Source organism: Streptococcus suis (genome assembly GCF_024509555.1).
GTDB classification, from domain to species: Bacteria; Bacillota; Bacilli; order Lactobacillales; family Streptococcaceae; genus Streptococcus; species Streptococcus suis_AD.
Genome location: NZ_JAMWEL010000011.1, coordinates 43033 through 63929 on the forward strand (window position 1 = coordinate 43033; position 20897 = coordinate 63929).

18 protein-coding genes, 1 tRNA gene and 1 other RNA gene are annotated in these 20897 nt (G+C 42.5%); 15 read left to right on the plus strand and 5 right to left on the minus strand.

Features of this window, described 5'->3' with window-relative positions:
• The first annotated feature begins 79 nt into the window (after positions 1-79).
• Both rpsU and galE read left to right on the plus strand, forming a co-directional pair.
• Positions 80-256, plus strand: a complete 177-nt coding sequence (gene rpsU / locus NF418_RS06160; RefSeq protein ID WP_000048054.1) for a 30S ribosomal protein S21 — start codon at positions 80-82, stop codon at positions 254-256.
• Positions 257-358: 102 nt separating this feature from the next.
• On the plus strand, positions 359-1372 hold the full coding sequence (gene galE, locus NF418_RS06165) for a UDP-glucose 4-epimerase GalE (RefSeq protein ID WP_256778862.1): 1014 nt from the start codon (positions 359-361) through the stop codon (positions 1370-1372).
• A gap of 86 nt (positions 1373-1458) precedes the next feature.
• Here the strand turns inward: galE and mscL are convergent, their stop codons facing one another.
• Positions 1459-1818 (minus strand): large conductance mechanosensitive channel protein MscL, encoded by a 360-nt coding sequence (gene mscL, locus NF418_RS06170; protein WP_172098222.1) that lies wholly within the window; start codon positions 1816-1818, stop codon positions 1459-1461.
• 178 nt (positions 1819-1996) lie between these two features.
• Here mscL and dnaG point away from each other — a divergent pair, with 178 nt between their 5' ends.
• The 9 genes from dnaG (at position 1997) to aguB (ending at position 13301) form a co-directional block, all read left to right on the plus strand.
• A complete protein-coding gene (gene dnaG / locus NF418_RS06175; RefSeq protein WP_256778863.1) occupies positions 1997-3787 on the plus strand; it encodes a DNA primase in 1791 nt (596 codons plus the stop codon).
• Positions 3788-3789: 2 nt separating this feature from the next.
• Positions 3790-4908: an RNA polymerase sigma factor RpoD gene (gene rpoD / locus NF418_RS06180; protein WP_105108428.1), complete on the plus strand. Its 1119-nt coding sequence runs from the start codon at positions 3790-3792 to the stop codon at positions 4906-4908.
• Between the two features lie 711 nt (positions 4909-5619).
• On the plus strand, positions 5620-5943 hold the full coding sequence (locus tag NF418_RS06185) for a metal-sulfur cluster assembly factor (RefSeq protein WP_256778864.1): 324 nt from the start codon (positions 5620-5622) through the stop codon (positions 5941-5943).
• Between the two features lie 516 nt (positions 5944-6459).
• Positions 6460-7908, plus strand: a complete 1449-nt coding sequence (locus NF418_RS06190; RefSeq protein WP_256778865.1) for an aminotransferase class I/II-fold pyridoxal phosphate-dependent enzyme — start codon at positions 6460-6462, stop codon at positions 7906-7908.
• A 2-nt stretch (positions 7909-7910) separates the two neighbouring features.
• Positions 7911-8768, plus strand: coding sequence for a polyamine aminopropyltransferase (gene speE / locus NF418_RS06195; RefSeq protein ID WP_024385568.1), 858 nt, complete (start codon positions 7911-7913; stop codon positions 8766-8768).
• Positions 8768-10027 (plus strand): saccharopine dehydrogenase family protein, encoded by a 1260-nt coding sequence (locus NF418_RS06200; protein WP_256778866.1) that lies wholly within the window; start codon positions 8768-8770, stop codon positions 10025-10027. Before speE ends, NF418_RS06200 begins: the two co-directional genes overlap by 1 nt.
• Complete coding sequence (nspC, locus tag NF418_RS06205) at positions 10028-11155, plus strand: carboxynorspermidine decarboxylase (RefSeq protein WP_256778867.1); 1128 nt, start codon at positions 10028-10030, stop codon at positions 11153-11155.
• A gap of 134 nt (positions 11156-11289) precedes the next feature.
• Entirely contained in the window at positions 11290-12429 is a 1140-nt protein-coding gene (gene aguA / locus NF418_RS06210; RefSeq protein WP_256778883.1) for an agmatine deiminase, read from the plus strand.
• The gene (gene aguB, locus NF418_RS06215) at positions 12426-13301 is read left to right on the plus strand and encodes an N-carbamoylputrescine amidase (RefSeq protein WP_256778868.1); all 876 of its coding nucleotides are present in this window, start codon (positions 12426-12428) and stop codon (positions 13299-13301) included. Before aguA ends, aguB begins: the two co-directional genes overlap by 4 nt.
• 39 nt (positions 13302-13340) lie before the next feature.
• Here the strand turns inward: aguB and NF418_RS06220 are convergent, their stop codons facing one another.
• The gene (locus NF418_RS06220) at positions 13341-13934 is read right to left on the minus strand and encodes a TVP38/TMEM64 family protein (protein ID WP_172082128.1); all 594 of its coding nucleotides are present in this window, start codon (positions 13932-13934) and stop codon (positions 13341-13343) included.
• Positions 13935-14044: 110 nt separating this feature from the next.
• On the opposite strand from NF418_RS06220, the gene ssrA reads away from it, so the two are divergent.
• The 3 genes from ssrA to add all read left to right on the plus strand — a co-directional run bounded on the left by ssrA (position 14045) and on the right by add (position 15640).
• Positions 14045-14392, plus strand: a transfer-messenger RNA (tmRNA) gene (gene ssrA / locus NF418_RS06225).
• Positions 14393-14394: 2 nt separating this feature from the next.
• Positions 14395-14482: transfer RNA gene (locus NF418_RS06230), tRNA-Ser, on the plus strand.
• Positions 14483-14632: 150 nt separating this feature from the next.
• A complete protein-coding gene (gene add, locus NF418_RS06235) occupies positions 14633-15640 on the plus strand; it encodes an adenosine deaminase (RefSeq protein ID WP_373325950.1) in 1008 nt (335 codons plus the stop codon).
• Between the two features lie 47 nt (positions 15641-15687).
• Here add and NF418_RS06240 read toward each other — a convergent pair whose 3' ends face one another.
• Genes NF418_RS06240 through NF418_RS06250 form a run of 3 tightly spaced genes read right to left on the minus strand, consistent with a single transcriptional unit; the run spans position 15688 to position 17561 of the window.
• The gene (locus tag NF418_RS06240) at positions 15688-16470 is read right to left on the minus strand and encodes an ABC transporter permease (RefSeq protein ID WP_256778870.1); all 783 of its coding nucleotides are present in this window, start codon (positions 16468-16470) and stop codon (positions 15688-15690) included.
• A 16-nt stretch (positions 16471-16486) separates the two neighbouring features.
• Positions 16487-17194, minus strand: coding sequence for an ABC transporter ATP-binding protein (locus NF418_RS06245; protein ID WP_256778871.1), 708 nt, complete (start codon positions 17192-17194; stop codon positions 16487-16489).
• Positions 17187-17561, minus strand: coding sequence for a GntR family transcriptional regulator (locus tag NF418_RS06250; RefSeq protein ID WP_044689247.1), 375 nt, complete (start codon positions 17559-17561; stop codon positions 17187-17189). Before NF418_RS06250 ends, NF418_RS06245 begins: the two co-directional genes overlap by 8 nt.
• A 154-nt stretch (positions 17562-17715) precedes the next feature.
• Here NF418_RS06250 and NF418_RS06255 point away from each other — a divergent pair, with 154 nt between their 5' ends.
• Positions 17716-20826 (plus strand): DNA polymerase III subunit alpha, encoded by a 3111-nt coding sequence (locus NF418_RS06255; protein WP_256778872.1) that lies wholly within the window; start codon positions 17716-17718, stop codon positions 20824-20826.
• Positions 20827-20897: the final 71 nt, after the last annotated feature.

Genomic DNA, 20897 nt, shown 5'->3' on the forward strand with positions numbered 1-20897 from the left:
TTATCATGAAAAATCATTGACAAAGATAGTTTTTAGTAGTAAAATAGTTAGGACTTTGAAATTGAGGGGAGTGAAAAAAATGTCAAAAACAGTAGTACGCAAGAACGAATCACTTGATGATGCTCTTCGTCGTTTCAAACGTGCGGTTACTAAAGCTGGTACTCTTCAAGAAACACGTAAACGTGAATTCTACGAAAAACCATCTGTAAAACGTAAACGTAAATCAGAAGCAGCTCGCAAGCGTAAAAAATTCTAATTGAATTTCAGACAGCCTTCGGGCTGTTTTTTTGTTTACTTTTCAGCCTGTCTAACTTATAATAGGTATATAAAATATTGTCCAAGTGAAAAGGAGTTCTATATGAGTATCTTGGTTACTGGCGGCGCTGGCTATATTGGTAGTCATACCGTTGTGGAGTTGTTGAAGTTGGGAAAAGACGTTGTCATCGTAGATAATCTCTCTAACTCAAGTATTTTGGTTTTGGATCGCATTGAAACCATCACTGGCAAACGTCCAACTTTCTATGAATTGGATGTAGCAAATAAGGTTGCCTTGCGTGAGGTTTTTGAAAAAGAAAGTATTGAGGCAGCTATTCATTTTGCTGGCTACAAGGCAGTTGGTGAATCTGTTGAAAAACCAGTCATGTATTATGAAAATAATATCATGTCTACTTTGTCTTTGGTGGAAGTCATGGCAGAATTTGGTGTTAAGAAGATTGTCTTCTCATCCAGCGCAACGGTTTATGGCCTTAACAACCCATCACCTTTAGTTGAAACCATGCCAACTAGCGCAACTAACCCTTATGGTTACACAAAAGTCATGTTGGAACAAATCCTGCGTGATGTAGAAGTGGCAGACAAGGAATGGAGCATTGCTCTTCTCCGTTATTTCAACCCAATCGGTGCTCATGAATCAGGTCTAATAGGTGAAGATCCAGCGGGAATTCCAAACAACCTTATGCCGTTTGTGGCTCAAGTAGCTGTTGGTAAACGCCCAGAACTTAGCGTCTTTGGTAATGACTATGATACAGTGGATGGAACAGGTGTTCGAGATTATATCCACGTTATTGACTTGGCTATTGGTCATATCAAGGCTTTGGAAAAAATTTCAACGACAGAAGGTGTCCATACTTATAACCTTGGTTCTGGTCAAGGAACCAGTGTTTTAGAACTGGTTCAGGCATTTGAAAAAGTGAACGGTGTACCGGTACCTTATAAAATCGTTGACCGTCGACCGGGTGATGTGGCAACCTGCTATGCTAACGCCGATAAGGCTTTGGAAGAACTCAATTGGAAAACAGAGAAAACGATTGAGGATATGTGCCGTGACACATGGAACTGGCAGTCTAAAAATCCAAATGGATACAATGGATAAGAAAAGATGTGAGTTTTGGCTCACATCTTATTTTTTAATAGTGCAAAAGAAAAACAGGCATGAAGCCTGTTTCACTATCTTATTGATTATTTTTTCAACAAGTCGCGGATTTCTGCAAGCAATTCTTCTTGAGTTGGTCCAGCAGGAGCTGCTTCTTTCTTAGGCATTGCTTTCTCAGCTGCTTTAACAACGAAGAACATTGAAGTTCCGATAATCAAGAAGTTGATAACAGCGCTTAAGAAGCTACCGTATTTAACACCGTTCCAAGCAAGATCAGCGATGTTTTGAACGTTTGCAGCTTTCAAAGCAGGGTTTAAGATCAACGGAGTGATGATGTCATCAACAAAAGAAGTGATGATAGCGCCAAACGCACCACCAATTACAACCGCTACTGCAAGGTCAACAATGTTCCCGCGGAACAAGAAATTTTTCAATTCTTTCAACATATCCTAAATATGTCCTTTCATAAATATTTTACTCTATATATTATAACCATTAAAAAATATTTTACAAGTAATTTGTTTCAGAAATTTTACATTTTCCTAATTTTAGTTTAAAATAGTGTATGCTAGACTAAGGGGAGAGTGTCCACTTTTTAGTTTTCTGAAACGATAAGGAGGGAGTATGCTGTCAAAAGATAAAATAACAGAAATCAAACAAGCCCTCAATATTGTGGATGTAATTGGTGAAACTATTGAACTGACAAAAGCTGGACGAAACTATATCGGCCTTTGTCCTTTTCATGGCGAAAAGACACCTTCTTTTAACGTTGTCGAGGACAAGCAATTCTATCATTGTTTTGGATGTGGGAAGTCTGGAGATGTATTTAAGTTTGTAGAGGAAACGCGTGGAATTCCTTTTGCAGAAGCTGTCGCTGTTTTAGCAGAAAAAGCTGGATTTCAGGTTCAACCTCAATCGGCAAATCATTTTCAGCCCAAAAGGGAGAATCCCCATCAAGCTCTTTATGATATCCATCTAGATGCAACCAAGTTTTACCATGCCTTGTTGATGACGACAAAAATGGGGGAAGAAGCTAGAAAATACCTTCATCAGCGTGGTTTGACGGATGAGGTTATTAAGAATTTTCAGCTAGGGCTGGCACCTGATGGGCAAAATATTCTTTATCAGAAACTTTCCCAGAACTACGATGAAGAAAGTCTGCTTAATTCGGGTCTTTTCAATCCCAGTGAGCAGAATATGATTTTTGATGCTTTTCAAGGGCGGATTATGTTTCCGCTAACGGATGAATATGGTCGAGTGATTGCCTTTTCGGGTCGAATTTGGACAGAAAAAGACTTACAGAATAAGCAGTTAGCCAAGTATAAAAATTCTCGTGGCACAGCTATTTTTAATAAAAGTTACGAATTATATCATTTGGATAAGGCCAAGGCGGTAATCAAAAAGCAGCGGGAAGTTTACCTGATGGAGGGATTTCTAGATGTTATTGCGGCTCATCGGGCTGGTATTGACAATGCGGTAGCTTCTATGGGGACGGCTCTGACTCGCGAGCATGTTGGTCATTTGGCCAAGTTTTGTAAGAAAGTCATTCTGACCTACGATGGAGACAAAGCTGGTCAAACTGCTACTATGAAGGCTTTGGATGAATTGCGAGATTTTCAGGTTGAGATTGTTAGCCTGCCTGACAATATGGACCCTGATGAATTTCTACAAAAAAATTCAGAAGAGGCCTTACGCCAAGTCCTTACTAAGTCACGGATTAGCGATGTAGAATTTTTGATTGACTATCTAAAGCCAGAAAATCCTGATAATTTGCAGATGCAGATTGAATTTGTGGAGAAGATTGCTCCTATTATTGCAAGGGTTTCGTCGATTACTGCACAAAACACTTATATTTTTAAAGTAGCAGATTTCCTATCCGATTTTGACTATGGTCAAGTGGAGCAGGCTGTCAATGCAGTTCGATTAAATCAACGACAACAAAGAAGTCAGCAGATGACTTCGCAACACGTTGAGCAGATTCAATTGCCATCCGTTCAGCCTATTACTAGACTTACTAGTTTGATTCGAACGGAGAATCATTTGTTATACCGTATGGTTGAACACCCTTATATATTGAATGAATTTCGTTTGCGAGAAGAGTTTTACTTTGCAACACCTGAATTACAAGTTCTCTATGATTTGTTAAAAGTACACGGTGAGATTAGTAGCTTTGAACTCTCCCAATTAGAAGACAGTGTCCAACAAGCTTGGTATCGAGTTTTAGAAGAACGTTTGCCAAGCGAAGTTGCTCAAAATGAGATTGAAGATTTAGAATTTCGCCGTGATAAGGAATTGTTGCGTAAAGAAAATCACCACCTAACGCGGAAAATCCGTGAACATTCCCATGTTGGAAATGCAGATATTGCCCTTGATGAGTTGACTCAACTCCTTGAGAGAAGAAAACAGATGGAGTAAATATGACAAGTAAAAAAGACAAAAAGACAGAAGTAACAACATTTGATGTACAAGTTGCCGAATTTATTCGTAACCATAAAAAACAAGGTTCAGCGACCGATGATGAAATCAATAATCAACTGGTTATTCCGTTTACACTTGATGCTGATGGGATCGATGATTTGCTCCAACGTATTCAGGATGCAGGGATTTCGATTGTTGATAAGGATGGTAATCCTTCTGCGCGTGCGTTGCAAGTTGAAGAAGAACCAGAATTATCTGACGAAGAGTTACTCGGTAGCACATCTGCAAAGGTTAATGACCCTGTCCGTATGTACTTGAAAGAAATTGGGGTTGTGCCTCTTTTGACCAACGAAGAAGAGCAAGAATTGGCATTGGCGGTTGAAGCAGGTGACCCAGAAGCCAAACAACGTTTGGCTGAAGCCAATTTGCGTTTGGTTGTTTCCATTGCCAAACGTTATGTGGGGCGTGGTATGCAGTTCCTTGATCTTATCCAAGAAGGAAACATGGGCTTGATGAAGGCCGTTGACAAGTTTGACTACTCAAAAGGTTTCAAATTTTCGACATACGCGACTTGGTGGATTCGTCAGGCTATTACACGTGCTATTGCTGATCAGGCTCGTACGATTCGTATCCCAGTTCACATGGTAGAAACCATTAACAAATTGGTCCGTGAACAACGCAATCTCTTGCAGGAATTGGGCCAAGATCCAACTCCTGAGCAAATCGCTGAGCGTATGGATATGACGCCTGAGAAAGTTCGTGAAATCCTCAAGATTGCACAAGAGCCAGTGTCTTTGGAAACTCCAATCGGTGAAGAAGATGATAGCCATTTGGGAGATTTCATTGAAGATGAAGTAATTGAGAACCCAGTTGACTATACCACCCGTGTTGTCCTTCGTGAGCAATTGGATGAAGTTTTGGATACATTGACAGACCGTGAAGAAAATGTTCTCCGCCTCCGCTTTGGTTTGGACGATGGAAAAATGCGTACCCTAGAAGATGTAGGTAAAGTCTTCAACGTAACCCGCGAACGTATCCGCCAGATCGAAGCCAAAGCCCTTCGCAAACTCCGCCACCCATCCCGTAGCAAACCACTCAGAGATTTTATAGAGGATTAAAAATCTCCGGGGGAGATTTTTAACCGCTCGCTGAAAATAAGAAACGAGCGTACTTAATACCTGCTAAGAATTGAGAATGCATGCTAACCCAGTAGTGTTTTAACCCGAGCCTAGAAATAGGAAAACGAGGCATAAGCCTACGGATAGGCTTTCTCAACGTCCGCCTAGAAATCCGAAAGCGTACAAAGTCCGGTGGCACTTATCAGGTCGCTTGCAAAAAATTTGAAACAAGCGAGAGTTCGGGGGACTACAAGGATCCTGACTTCTAACAGTTCTATTTCCCACCTTCAACAGTCTCCTAGATTGTTGAAGCCTGCCCAAAAATATGAAAGTATGCTAACCTAGTGGTGTTTTAACCCTAGCCTAGAAATAGGAAAGTGAGGCATAAGCCTACGGATAGGCTTTCTCACCGTCCCCCTAGAAATCCGAAAGCGGACAAAGTTCGGTGGCACTTATCGGGTCGCTTACTAAAAATTTGAAACAATCGAGGGTTTGGGGGAGGTTTTGACAGAAACTTCGCTTGTTTCATCTCCAACCTCCAACAGTCCACCAGACTGTTGAAGCCTGCCTAGAAATAGGAAGGTAGGGCTATAAGGAGCTTGACCGCAGTCTCAGCTTCCACTCCATTTCTAACAGTCTCTTGGACTATTGAAGGTCGCTAGAACTGCGGTTATTTTTAGCATTGAACTTGTGAAAAAGAAAGAGAGAAAAATGGCGTATATAGAAGAACAGGTAAAAGAAATTCAAGAGCGTATTTTTCATGCACTAGAAGATGTGATTGACCCTGAGCTAGGTATTGATATTATCAATTTAGGGCTAATTTATGAAATCCGATTTATTGAGGGCAAGGCTGAAATTGATATGACCTTGACGACCATGGGCTGTCCATTAGCTGATTTAATTACCGATCAAATTCATGATGTACTGAAGGATGTTCCAGAAGTAACAGAAGTAGATGTGAGACTGGTTTGGTCACCAGCTTGGACCGTTCAAAAAATGAGTCGTTATGCTCGAATTGCATTAGGAATTAAATAAAAAAACAAAATGGTTTCGAACGTTTGAAGCCATTTTTTTATTAATGTTTGGATTTTTGTAAAAAATATTAAAAATTATACTTGTCAAAGACAAATTTCCGTGTTAAAATAAACGTGCCTAGGAAAAGTTATTATACCTATTCTAGCAAATATCAGACCTATATGGGATGAGTAGCTCTGCTATTGATCATAACCAAAGCCTACGGACAGGCGGGTCGAATGCCGAAGCGTGGCGTAAGCCACATTATTGATAGGGTTAAAAGCCTACATTTTATAAGTTGATGTTGGGAAGTTTTTCCTAATTTCTAATTTTGTCAGTGTGGTGAAAGCACACGTCATCTTGTGAAACGGTCAATAAAGTACGTATATATTTGCACTGGAGAGTAGGAAACGGTAGGCACATAAACTCAAGAGAAGAATAAAAAACGTCAATTTGGATTGTAGAGCAGGATGAACCCTGCTCTTTTTGCTTTTTTAAAAAAGGGTAGGAGTCCATCAAGCAAAGGAGTTTTTCAATATGAAAAATCAACACCAAGCCCCTATTTATCAGGGATTGGTACAGTTACGCCGGAAACGGATTGTTCCCTTTGATGTCCCAGGACACAAACGGGGTCGGGGAAATCCCGAATTAGTAGAACTACTTGGCGAAAAATGCGTGGGCATTGATGTTAATTCCATGAAGCCTTTGGATAATCTAGGGCATCCCGTCTCCATTATCCGAGAGGCGGAGGAGTTGGCGGCAGAGGCCTTTGGCGCCAGCCATGCCTTTCTCATGGTTGGAGGGACAACCTCTTCCGTCCAGACCATGATTCTGGCGACCTGTAAGGCGGGCGATAAAATCATCCTCCCTCGAAATGTCCACAAGTCAGCCCTCAATGCCCTTGTTCTCTGTGGTGCCATCCCTGTTTATGTGGATATGAGTGTTGAGCCACGGATTGGTATTGCATTGGCTTTGGAAAACGAAGCTTTTGAACGAGCTATTACAGAGCATCCAGATGCGGTTGCTGTCTTGATTAACAATCCGACCTATTATGGCATTTGCTCGGACCTGCGTACCTTGACTGAGAAAGCTCACGCAGCGGGCATGAAAGTTTTAGTTGACGAGGCTCATGGAGCTCATTTGCATTTTTCGGAAAAATTGCCAGAGGCGGCTATGGATGTGGGGGCTGATATGGCAGCTGTTTCCATGCATAAGTCAGGTGGTAGTCTGACCCAGAGTTCGCTCCTATTGGTCGGTCCAGATATGAATGTGGAATATGTCCGCCAGATTATCAATCTGACCCAGTCTACATCCGCTTCCTATCTCTTGCTGGCTAGTCTGGATATTTCACGTAGAAATCTGGCCCTTCGTGGGAAAGAGTCTTTTGAAAAGGTTATTGAAATGTCGGAATATGCTCGTCGTGAAATCAACGCTATCGGTGGCTACTATGCCTATTCAAAAGAATTGATCGACGGTAAAAAGGTGCATGATTTTGATGTAACTAAGCTCTCAATCTATACACAGGGCATTGGTCTGACAGGGATTGAGGTCTATGATTTGCTGCGGGATGAGTACGACATCCAGATTGAATTTGGCGACATTGGCAATATCTTGGCCTATATTTCAATCGGTGACCGCTTGCAGGACATTGAGCGGCTGGTGGGGGCACTGGCTGATATCAAGCGTCTTTACTCACGAGATGGTTCGGATTTGATTTCGGGAGAATACATCCAGCCGCAGCTGGTTTTGTCACCGCAGGAAGCCTTTTTTGCAGAGCGGGAAAGTCGTTCCCTGCAAGAAGCAGTTGGTCAGGTCTGCGGAGAATTTGTCATGTGCTATCCGCCAGGTATTCCTCTTTTGGCCCCTGGAGAACGAGTGACCCAAGAAATTGTTGACTACATCCTCTTTGCCAAGGAGCGCGGTTGCTCCGTCCAAGGTACGGAAGATCCAGATGTCAACTACATCAACGTTATAAAGGAGGGCTAAAGATGGAAATGTGGTTTTCAGAAGTTCAAACGCCAGATGTCAAGTTATCCATTCGGACCAGCCAGCAACTCTATGCTGGCAAGAGTGAATTTCAGGACATTGCTGTGTTGGACTCGCCAGCCTTTGGTAAGATTTTGACCCTTAACGGTCGGGTTCTCTTTTCAGATGCGGACGACTTTGTTTACAACGAAATGGCCGTCCATGTGCCAATGGCGGTCCATCCAAATCCCAAGAAAATCTTGATTTTGGGTGGCGGAGATGGCGGGGTTGCCCAGGTTCTTAGCATGTATCCTGAAATCGAACGTATTGACGTTGTAGAGCCAGATGAACTCCTTGTGGAAGTTTGTCGTCAGTATTTCCCAGACTATGCAACTGGCTTAGAAGATGAGCGGGTCGAGGTATATTTGCAGGATGGCCTGCGTTTCTTGCGCAACTGTGAAAATGAGTATGACATCATCATCAATGATGCGACAGATCCATTTGGACATACAGAAGGGCTCTTTACTAAGGAGTTTTACGGTAATGCATACCGGGCTTTGAAGGAAGATGGGATTATGGTTTACCAACATGGTTCGCCATTTTATGACGAAGATGAGTCTGCCTTTCGTTCCATGCATCGGAAGGCGACCCAATCCTTCCCTATCAGCCGTGTTTATCAGGCCCATATTCCGACATCTGCGGCGGGCTATTGGTTATTTGGCTTTGCCTCTAAAAAATACCATCCTATAGAAGATTTTGACAAGGAAAAATGGAAAGCGCGCCAGCTTTTCACAGAATACTATACCGCTAACCTCCACATCGGAGCATTTCTCTTGCCCCGTTATGTCGAAGATATTTTAGAAGAAGAGGAGAAAAAATAATGAGTCGTTTGTTAGTTATTGGTTGTGGCGGAGTTGCCCAAGTTGCCATCAGCAAGATTTGTCAGGCGGAAGATACCTTCAAGGAAGTCATGATTGCCAGCCGTACCAAGTCCAAATGTGATGACTTGAAAGCTGTTTTGGAAGGCAAAACGTCTGTAAAAATAGAAACTGCCCAAGTGGATGCGGACAAGGTAGAAGAAGTGATTGCCTTGATTGAAAGCTACCAGCCAAAAGTTGTCTTGAACGTTGCCCTGCCTTACCAAGACTTGACCATCATGGATGCCTGCTTGGCGACAGGTGTGGACTACATCGACACAGCAAACTACGAGTGCGAGGACACCGAGGATCCAGAATGGAGGGCTATTTACGAAAAACGCTGTGCAGAAGAAGGATTTACGGCTTACTTTGACTACTCATGGCAGTGGGCTTACAAGGAGCGTTTTGAAAAAGCAGGGCTGACAGCACTTTTGGGATCCGGATTTGATCCAGGGGTGACCAGCGTATTTTCAGCCTACGCATTGAAACATTATTTCGATGAAATTCATTACATCGACATCCTAGATTGTAACGGTGGAGACCACGGCTATCCATTTGCGACCAACTTTAACCCTGAAATCAACTTGCGTGAAGTTTCTGCCCCAGGTTCCTACTGGGAAAATGGCAAATGGGTAGAAGTTGAAGCCATGTCTATCAAGCGAGAATATGACTTCCCAGAAGTGGGGCATAAGGATATGTACCTCCTCCACCACGAAGAAATCGAATCGCTGGCTAAAAACATTCCAGGTGTCAAACGCATTCGTTTCTTCATGACCTTCGGCCAGTCTTACTTGACCCACATGAAGTGCTTGGAAAATGTTGGTCTCTTGCGGACTGACCCAATCAACTTTAATGGACAAGAAGTAGTGCCTATCCAATTCCTCAAAGCCCTCTTGCCTGATCCAGCCAGCCTTGGTCCACGTACCGTCGGGAAAACCAATATTGGTTGTATTTTCACAGGTGTCAAAGACGGTGTGGAGAAGACCATATACATCTACAATGTATGTGACCACCAGGAATGTTACAAGGAAGTGGGTTCACAGGCTATTTCTTACACAACTGGTGTTCCTGCTATGATTGGAACCAAGCTTGTCATGGATGGAACTTGGAAGAAACCAGGCGTCTACAACTTGGAAGAATTGGATCCAGATCCATTCATGGACTTACTCAATCAATACGGATTGCCTTGGCAGGTAGTAGAAAATCCTGTTTTGGTGGACTAGATGAGAATAGAAGAAGTCCCAACACCAGCCTATGTCATTGACGAAGCCAAGCTGGTCAACAATTTAGAAATTCTCAAGTCGGTCCAAGAGCGCACAGGCTGTAAGGTACTTTTGGCCCAAAAAGCCTTTTCCATGTATGCCACCTATCCACTAATTAGCCAATATTTGGCTGGAACCACCGCATCTGGACTTTATGAAGCTAGACTCGGTCGTGAGGAATTTGGTGGTGAAGTCCATGTCTTTGCCCCCGCCTTTAAGGATGCAGATTTGGATGAAATCTTGGAAATTGCTGACCACATTGTCTTCAATTCAGAACGCCAACTCCGCAAGCATGCGGACAAATGTAGAGTAGCAGGAGTTAGTATTGGTTTGCGGATTAATCCAGAGTGTTCCACACAAGACGAGCATGCTCTTTACGACCCCTGTGCCCCAGGTTCTCGTTTTGGAGTGACCATTGACAAATTCAGCCCAGATTTGATTGACATGGTGGACGGTCTGCATTTTCATACCCTTTGCGAGCAGGATGCGGATGATTTGAAAATAACTTTGGCAGCAGTCGAGGAGAAATTCGGTCCCTATCTTCACAAGCTTAAATGGCTCAATATGGGTGGTGGCCATCATGTGACCCGTGAGGGCTACCAGTTGGAAATCTTGATTGATTGTATCCAGCACATCCAAACCACCTACGGTCTGGAAGTTTATATCGAGCCAGGTGAGGCTATTGCTCTCAACGCAGGTTATCTGGTTACTGAAGTGCTGGATATTGTGGAAAATGGTATTGAAACCTTGGTCTTGGATGCCTCTGCGACCTGTCACATGCCAGACGTTTTGGAAATGCCTTATCGTCCACCGCTTCGCCATGGCTTTGAGGCTGGTGAAAAGGCCTATACTTACCGACTGTCTTCCAATACCTGTCTGACGGGCGACATCATCGGCGACTATGCCTTTGAAAAGCCTGTGGAGATTGGTGACAAACTCTATTTTGAGGACATGGCCATCTATTCTTTTGTTAAAAATAATACCTTCAACGGCATCGGTCTGCCAAGTCTGGTCTTGATGGATCAGACTGGTGACTGCCGTATTATAAAGGAATTTGGCTATGAAGATTTCAAAGAGAGGTTATCATGAAACGTTACTTCAAAATTAGTGAGACTCCATTGAAATTAGTGCGTTATGTAAATGGATTGACAGAGCAATTTACTGAGAATGAAGGATGGTTTGAACAAGAACCATGGTATCATAGAATATTTTTTAGTGATTTTATGGATTATGAAGAAATCACAGAAGAGGAATGTTTACGACTGACTTTACCAAAGAAATTGGGTTATAGTATGCCTGCTGAGTATGAGCCCCATCATGGCACGCTCATGGTGTGGCCGACTCGTCCAGGGTCCTGGCCCTTTGATGGTCAGGGGGCAAAAAAAGCCTTCAGCCAGGTCATCAAAACTATCGCTGAAAGTGAGCAGGTCTATCTTTTGGTGGACGAGGCACATCGTGAGGAGGCCCAATCCATGCTGGGTGATGGTGTTACCTATCTGGACATCCCCACCAACGACGCTTGGGCGCGTGATACAGGTCCGACGGTTTTGGTCCATGAAAATGGCAGAGCTTTGTCTGTTGATTGGGCCTTTAACGCTTGGGGCGGAAGCTATGATGGTCTTTATCAGGACTATGAGGCAGATGATCAGGTGGCTAGTCGCTTTAGTCAGGTCATCGGTCTACCAGTCCATGATGCCCATCCCTTTGTTCTAGAAGGAGGGGCTATTCATAGCGACGGTGAAGGAACCATCTTGGTGACTGAATCTTGCCTGCTCAGTCCAGGCCGCAATCCCCATTTGACCAAGGACCAGATTGAGCAAGTGCTTCTAGATACTCTCGGAGCTGAAAAGGTCCTCTGGTTGCCTTATGGTATCTTCAATGATGAAACCAATGAACACGTAGACAATGTTGCGGCCTTTGTTGGCCCAGCTGAGATAGTTTTAGCCTGGACAGATGATGAGTCAGATCCCCAATATGCCATGTCCAAGGCTGATTTGGACTACTTGGAAAAGCAAGTGGATGCAAAGGGTAGAAAGTTGACCGTCCACAAACTGCCTATTCCCAAACATCCTATTTTGGTGACAGAAGAGGATTTGCCAGGCTATGTTTATGAAGCGGGGGAAGAAGAACGAACAGCAGGCGAACGCTTGGCGGCTTCCTATGTGAATTTTTACGTCAGCAACGGCGCGGTTCTGGTACCTCAGTTTGATGACGAGCATGATGCGCAGGCACTTAATCTTCTAGCGCAGCTTTTTCCTACTAGAAAAGTCGTCGGCATACCAGCCCGTGACATCCTGCTTGGGGGTGGGAATATTCACTGTATCACCCAGCAGATTCCCCGATTTAGAAAGGAAAACAAATGAGAAATGTTACTGTAGCAGCTGTCCAGATGCAATGCAGTCATGTTTTAGCTGAAAATCTGGCAACTGCAGAGCATTTGGTCAGACAGGCTGCTGGTCAGGGAGCGCAGATTATTCTCCTGCCTGAACTCTTTGAGCGTCCTTATTTTTGTCAGGAACGCCAATATGATTACTATAACTATGCCAAATCAGTAGAAGAGAATGATGCTATTCAGCACTTTATTCCTATAGCCAAAGAGTTGCAGGTGGTCTTGCCTATTTCCTTCTATGAAAAAGATGGAAATAGCCTGTATAACTCGATTGCAGTTATTGATGCGGATGGGACAGTTTTGGGAGTTTACCGCAAGACCCATATTCCTGACGACCATTATTATCAGGAGAAGTTTTACTTCACACCTGGCAACACTGGTTTCAAGGTTTGGGAGACTCGTTATGCCAAGATTGGGATTGGCATCTGTTGGGACCAATGGTTCCCAGAAACTGCTCGTTGTCTAGCTCTGAATGGGGCAGAATTGCTCTTTTATCCAACCGCCATTGGTTCAGAACCGATTTTGGATACAGATAGCCAAGGACATTGGCAACGAACTATGCAGGGCCATGCGGCAGCCAATATTACCCCGGTCATTGCAGCCAATCGGATTGGCTTGGAAGAAGTACAACCTTCCGTTGAAAATGGAGGACAGTCTTCTAGTCTGCGTTTTTATGGTTCATCCTTTATGACAGATGAAACAGGTGAAGTGATTGAAAAAGCGGGACGCGAAGATGAAGCAGTCTTGCTAGCTACTTATGACTTGGATAAGGGTGCACGTGAACGCCTAAACTGGGGACTCTTTAGGGATCGTCGACCGTATATGTATCAGAAAATTTCGGAATAAACAAAACAACCTTGTCAGAAGATAAGGTTGTTTGTACTATTATTTGAGGAATTGTTGTAAAAATTGACTTCCATAGATCCAAAAGAAACTATAGGCAACGATGGAAAATGGACGACAGAGAAGTGTAATGGTGATAAATTTTCGATAACTCATGCTAGTTAATCCTGTAATCATGACAACAATATCAGCAGGAGATATAGGTGAGAGCATGCAAAGTATGAAGAAAATTTCATAACCACGTTTATTATCTATTTTACTCTCATATTTGAAAAAAGTTTCTTCACTCATAAACAGTAAACAGAATTTTTTTCCATAACGACGAGCCAACCAGAAGAGAATAATACTACCGACGGATATGCCAACATAATTCAAGAAAAATCCCCACCAGAAATTGAAAACAAGAAATCCAACGACGGTAGTGACCCCGCCTGGTATGATTGGGAAAATAACTTGAATAATTTGTAGGATTAGGAAAAACAAGCTACCAAAGGCACCTTGATGTTTAATCCAATCGGACAAGACATTCTGATCGTTTAAAATGCCAATCTTATATAACCAAAATAGAAAAATAAATGTCCCTATCAGTGTAATAATACTCAATACTTGAATTGCTTTTTGCCAGAATTTATACATAATTATATTGTACCATATTTCAAAAAATTTTAAAATTGTAAGGAAATTGTAAAAAATAGTTTTGCTTTTTGTGAAAAAATCTGCTATAATAATTTTCGTATCAAACCTAAGGGGTTGTTACGGATTCGACAGGCATTATGAGGCTTGTTCTGCAACTCATCGGCAGATGTAAAAATGCCAGTTAAATATAACTGCAAAAAATACAAACACTTACGCATTAGCAGCTTAATAACCTGCCTGCGTGACCATTCGCGAATTGCTTGTGTTTGCTGATTGGTCTTAAAATAGCAAGCTACGTTGGGATTGAGTCAGGCAGTTCCAAAAGAGATTTACTGACTCGCTTGGTCTAGGTTTGAGTTATGTATCGATTTCAAGTTAAAGCAAGACATAACCTATGGTTGTAGACGAATAAGTTAGCAGGTGTTTGGACGTGGGTTCGACTCCCACCAGCTCCATATATGGAAGATTACTCAAGAGGCTCAAGAGGCCGTGTTGGAAACGCGGTAGGCGTGTAACAGCGTGCGTGGGTTCGAATCCCATGTCTTCCGTATTGCAAGAACGATGAAAATCGTTCTTTTTTTCTTGCGTAAAAGAATAATGGATAGTTGATAAAGTTCATTTTCTGTCAAAAATATCTTGTGTTTTGTCTAAAATGTGGTATGATAGTTAACAATATACTTACGAAAGAGGGATTGTTAATGTTGAATGTACAAGAATTAGCCAAGACAGAATTGCATTGCCATTTGGATGGTTCCCTATCTTTATCGGTAATTCGACAACTTGCCCAACTGGCAGAAATTTCCATTCCAGACAAGGATGAGGAACTCAGAAAATTGGTCAGTATCGAAGGCAAGGTTGATAGCCTGATGACATACTTGAAAACTTTTGACTTTATCCGTCCACTCTTACAAACCCCAGAAGCATTGGAATTAGCAACCTCCGATGTTCTAGGTCAAGCATCAGAGGATGGAGTCCTCTATATTGAACTTCGTTTTGCACCAGAATTATCAACTGACAAGGGTTTGACTATCCTGGAAGCTGTGAATGCAGTCTTGAGTGGGATGGAAAAGGCTCAGAAGGAATTTGGTATAGTTGCCAAGCTCTTGGTCTGTGGCTTGAAACAAACTGATCCAAGTCAGACCAGAGAAATCTTTTCTGCTATTGCCGATCTGGCACTGAAAGGATTGGTTGGCTTTGATTTTGCTGGAAACGAGGCAGACTACCCAACTCATGAGCTGGCAGAGTTGATTGACTACACACAATCTCTAGGCTATCCCATGACATTCCATGCTGGTGAGTGTGGTTGCGTGACCAATGTAGCCCAAGCTCTGGCTTTGGGTATCAAGCGGATTGGCCACGGAACGGCTCTTAGTGGTCAAACTGAGGCTATTCAGGCTTTTGTCAATAGCGGAGCAACGCTTGAGATGTGTCTGACTTCAAATCTCCAGACCGGAGCTGCTCAAACTCTAGCAGACTTCCCTTATGAACAGCTGGTTCAAGCAGGAGCAAAGATTACCATCAATACTGATAATCGAACGGTTTCTAATACAAACCTAAATAAAGAATATCAGCTATTTGTAGAGTATTTTGGAACGACCAAGGAAGAATTTTATCAATTCAACAGAAATGCTATTCAAGCAAGCTTTGCCAGTGAAGAAGAAAAGGCGAACTTACTTGATGTCCTAGCTCAAAAGTATAATTTGTAAAAAGAAAGCTCTAGGCCATGTCATAAGGACAGGCAAAGAGCTTTTTCTTATTGCAAATTTAATTTCTTGGTCATGATAAAGTGTGTACCAAAATAGTAGGCAAAGGCCAGAATGATATTGATCAAGGCCAAGATAGGACTTGGGTATAATGGTTGTGCTGCATTATAAAGGTTCTCAAGGTTGTTGGTAAAAACAAGAGTTCCAAACACACCGAGAACAATTGAAATGCCGATATAGGTTAAAATGGCAAACAGTAGACGGTGGTCTTTAAACAGTTGACCAACAGAGATGGAGAAGTAGATCAGCAAGATTCCCATTGTTGACTCGATAAGTGAATAAAATAAATGAGCAAAAATCACAGACCAGTCTAATGCTTGTACAACAGTATGCAATTCAGGAATCATGATTTCCTCAGTTCCGAGCATGAGCACCGCTAAAACAATCCCGATAGAAAGAATAATGGTAACTCCTGCTAAAAAGTACCAAACTAAAGATGCCAAGAGTTTACTTAAAATAATATGGTGGCTGGAGACAGGTAAGGTCATGGTCAAATAGCCCTGACGACCATAGACATTTTTTCTAAATCGGTTAATAACCATGAAAAAGGTAGATAGCCCAAGTGCTGCAATTAAGATACCGAAGGTCATTGAGAATGTACCGAAAAGGACCATTTCAGCACCGCCAGGTTCTGTGGTTCCAGCTTGTGCCCGTAAGGTCAAAGCTTGTAACCAGAATCCAAGTATTGCAGACAGGACCAATGCCCCGGCATAAATTCCTAAATACCATTTCCCAACAGATTGAAATTCATATTTGAGTAATTTCTTAAACATAGCAATCTCCTTCTAACTAAGCCTTAAAGTCTTGGCGGAAGAGTTCGTCAATAGACTCGCCACTTTCAATACGAAGGTCATCCACATTTTCATGGCGAATAACGCTACCATATTGAAGGAAAATTACTTCGTCCAAAATCTGTTCAACATCTGAAATCAAATGAGTGGAAATAATAACAGAAGCAGTAGGCGAATAGTTGTTGACGATGGTTTTTAAAATATAATCACGAGCAGCAGGGTCAACACCACCAATTGGCTCATCCAAGACATAGAGTTGTGCCTGACGGCTCATTACCAAGATCAGCTGAACCTTTTCCTTGTTCCCTTTTGACAGGTGTTTCATGCGGCTGTTCAAATCAATTCCCAAATCTTGTAAGAGATGAAGAGCTCGTTCTTTATCGAAGTCCGCATAGAAATCTGTAAAGAAGGTGATAGCATCAGAAACCTTCATGCTTTCATCAAGATAGGTCGTATCTGGCAAATAGGATACGATTGCCTTGGTTTCAGGTGAAGGAGTGCGACCGTTGATAAGGACTTGACCATACTCAGGTTGCAATAGTCCATTGATGAGTTTGACTAACGTCGTCTTACCAGAACCATTTGGTCCCAAAAGTCCAATAATCTTACCAGCAGTCAATTTCAAGTTAACATTGTTGAGAGCCACAGCTCCGCCATAGGATTTTGAAACCTGTTGTAATTCGACCAGGGTATATGCGTTATTCATAAGACACTCCTTTCAAATAATCATCTAACTGGTGGGTTAATTCATCTTGGTTGAAACCTAGATCTAACATGTTTGTCACAAAGTTTTCTAATTCTTTCTGTGCCAAATGCAGACGGGTCTGTGAAATCAATTCTTGATTGTCTGTGACGAAACGTCCTGTTGTGCGGACCGAGTAAACAAATCCTTCTGTTTCCAAATCAGACAGGGCCCGTTGCACCGTGTTTGGATTGACACCAGCTGTTTCAGCCAAGTCACGCACGGTTGGCAATTTATCTCCCGATTTCAATTGATTGGTCACAATCTGTAATTTTATAGTATTACTGATTTGAATATATATGGGCATATTGTTGTCAAATTTCCAAGCCATTATTCTTTCCTTTCTAGGCATTTTTTTGCCAATACCTATGTTCTAACTAAATAATACAATAAAACATGATAAATTGCAAGTCTTTTGATTGCATTTCTTGAAAATATTTTCCTAGATTATTTGGTATAATAGAAGAAATAAAAAGGAGAAGACCATGCTGGCACAACTAGATACAAAAACCGTCTATACCTTTATGGATAGCATGGTGACGATCGAAGAATATGTAAAGAGAGCCAAGTCGCTGGGCTACCAAGCCTTGGGGATGATGGATAAGAATAGTCTATATGCGGCTTACAGTTTTATGGAAACTTGTCAGAAGGCAGGAATACAGCCAATCATCGGCTGTGAATTGGACTGGCAGTTGGAGGGGCGGGAGCGAGAATTGACAACTCAGTTGATTGCCTTGACCACCAAGGGCTATCGAAATCTCTTGAAAATATCGACTGCAAAAATGACTGGACAGGCTAACTTTGAAGTTGTTCGCCAGTATTTAGTGGATATCGCTATCATCATTCCCTACTTTTCAGGGATTGAAGAGCTGGATATTGGGCTAGATTATTATGTTGGAGTGACTAGGGATACACCTGTTCAAGATTTTCATGGCCCTATTCTGCCCATCCATACGGTTCGTTTTTTCGAGGAACAACAGTTGGAGAGCTTGCAGGTTCTTCATGCCATTCGGGACAATGTGCCCCTCAATCAAGTGGCGGATATGGACAAGCGGCAAATCCTCTTATCAGCGGATAGCTTGACCAGTCTATTTTCCAGTCGCTTTCCCCAGGCAGTAGACAATCTGCGTGACTTGGTAGCAGGTATTTCTTACCAATTAAATATAGACTTGAAGTTGCCTCGTTTCAACCGTGAACGTCCTGCGGTGGAAGAATTGCAGGAGAAAGCCTATCAGGGATTGGAAGAGAAGGGGTTGACGGCTGTTGTCTACCAAGTACGCTTGAAAACAGAATTGTCCATTATTCATGAGATGGGCTTTGATGATTATTTTTTGATTGTCTGGGACCTGCTCCGATTTGGACGCAGTCAAGGCTATTATATGGGGATGGGACGTGGTTCTGCAGTAGGGAGTTTGGTTGCCTATGCCTTGAATATTACGGGCATTGACCCCGTTAAACATCAGCTGCTCTTTGAACGATTTTTAAATAATGAACGCTATAGCATGCCGGATATTGATATCGATATTCCTGATATTCATCGCCCTGACTTTATTCGTTATGTGCGGGACCGCTATGGTACGACTCACGCTGCCCAGATCGTGACCTATTCGACCTTTGGAGCCAAGCAGGCCATTCGTGATGTTTTCAAACGCTTTGGAACGCCTGAATATGAGTTGACCAATATTACTAAGAAGATCTCTTTTAAAGATAATTTAGCTTCTGCCTATCAGCGTAATGCAGCCTTCCGACAGATTATCAATAGTAAAATCGAGTACCAAAAAGCCTTTGCCATTGCCCAGCAAATAGAGGGGCAACCACGTCAGACTTCCATTCATGCAGCCGGTGTGGTCATGAGTGACGAGGAATTGACAGATACCATTCCTCTGAAAATGGGTGATGATATGCTGGTGACCCAGTATGACGCCCATGCAGTAGAGGCCAATGGCTTGCTCAAAATGGATTTTCTTGGCTTGCGAAATCTGACCTTTGTGCAAAAAATGGCAGAAGGGGTTCGAGAACGCTACCAGAAAGAAATCGACATTTCTCAAATCGACTTAGAAGATAGAAAAACCTTGGAACTCTTTGCAGCGGGCAAGACCAAGGGGATTTTCCAGTTTGAACAACCGGGTGCCATTAGCCTTTTACAACGGGTTCGCCCAGAGCATTTTGAAGATGTGGTAGCCACCACCAGTTTGAACCGTCCAGGTGCAAGCGATTATTCGGATAATTTTGTCAAACGAAAACATGGTCAGGAAAGAATTGACCTGCTGGATCCATCCATTGCACCGATTTTGGAAGGGACCTACGGCATCATGCTCTATCAGGAGCAGGTTATGCAGATTGCCCAGGTCTATGCAGGTTTTACTTTAGGGAAAGCTGACTTGCTTCGTAGGGCCATGTCTAAGAAAAATGCACAAGAAATGCAGGCTATGGAAAATGAGTTTCTGGCAGGTGCGCGTGAGCGGGGGCATGAGGATGGAAAAGCCAGAGAAATTTTTGCCATGATGGCCAAGTTTGCAGGTTACGGTTTCAACCGCAGTCATGCCTATGCCTATTCGGCCCTAGCCTTTCAGATGGCCTACTTTAAGAGCCATTATCCAGATGTCTTTTTTGACGTCATGCTCAATCATTCAAGCAGTGCTTACATCGAGGATGCCTTGCAATTTGACTTTAAAGTTGCCAAATTATCGATCAATACCCTACCCTACTATGATAAGTTTGACAAGGACCAGATTTTTCTGGGCTTGAAAACCTTGAAGGGTCTGCCCAAGGATTTTGCCCTCTGGATACTGGACCAACGGCCATACAAGTCCGTGGAAGATTTTGTCTTGAAGCTTCCTGACAATTATAAGAAGAAAGAACTCTTGGTCCCTCTTATTCAAATTGGTTTGTTTGATGAGTTTGAAAGCAATAGAAAGAAAATTATTGAAAACTTAGACAATCTCTTTGTCTTTGCTGAGGCCTTTGGGACCTTTTTTGCGGAGGAAAATTATAGCTGGACGGAGGCAGAGGACTTTAGTGAGGCTGAAAAATTTGAATTAGAACAAAGTGTACTTGGAGTTGGCATTAGTCCACATCCCCTGGTCAAAATCTGCCGTGAGTCCAAGCGATCTCTTACAGACCTAGCTGATTTGGTGGTAGCTAGTCGGGTGACCATCCTGGTACAAATTCAATCCATCCGCTTGATTCGGACCAAGAAAACGGGTGAACAGATGGCCTTTCTCCAGGTAACCGATACCAAGAGAAAGCTAGATGTGACACTCTTTCCAGAAAGCTATCGTCAATTTTCTCAAGACCTGAGAGAAGGGGCAATTGCCTACATGACAGGAAGGGTCCAGGAACGAGATGGACAAATGCAACTGGTTTTAGAACAATTGGAGCCGGTCAGTCTGGAAAAATTTTGGATTTTGTTGGAGAACAAGGAGCATGACCATGCGGTTGCTCGGATTTTGGAAAAATATAAGGGAAGCATTCCGGTAATTCTTCATTATCAAGATTCCAATCAGACTATTCAGGCGGAGCATTATAAGGTTATGAAAACGCCTCAATTAGAGGAAGAGTTGAGAGAATTTGCAATGAAAACGGTTTTTCGATAAAAAATAGCAAAAAGTCAAGCAAGTTCTTTTTAAGTGTGTTATAATAAGGCAGTTAAATTGAAAATTTAAAG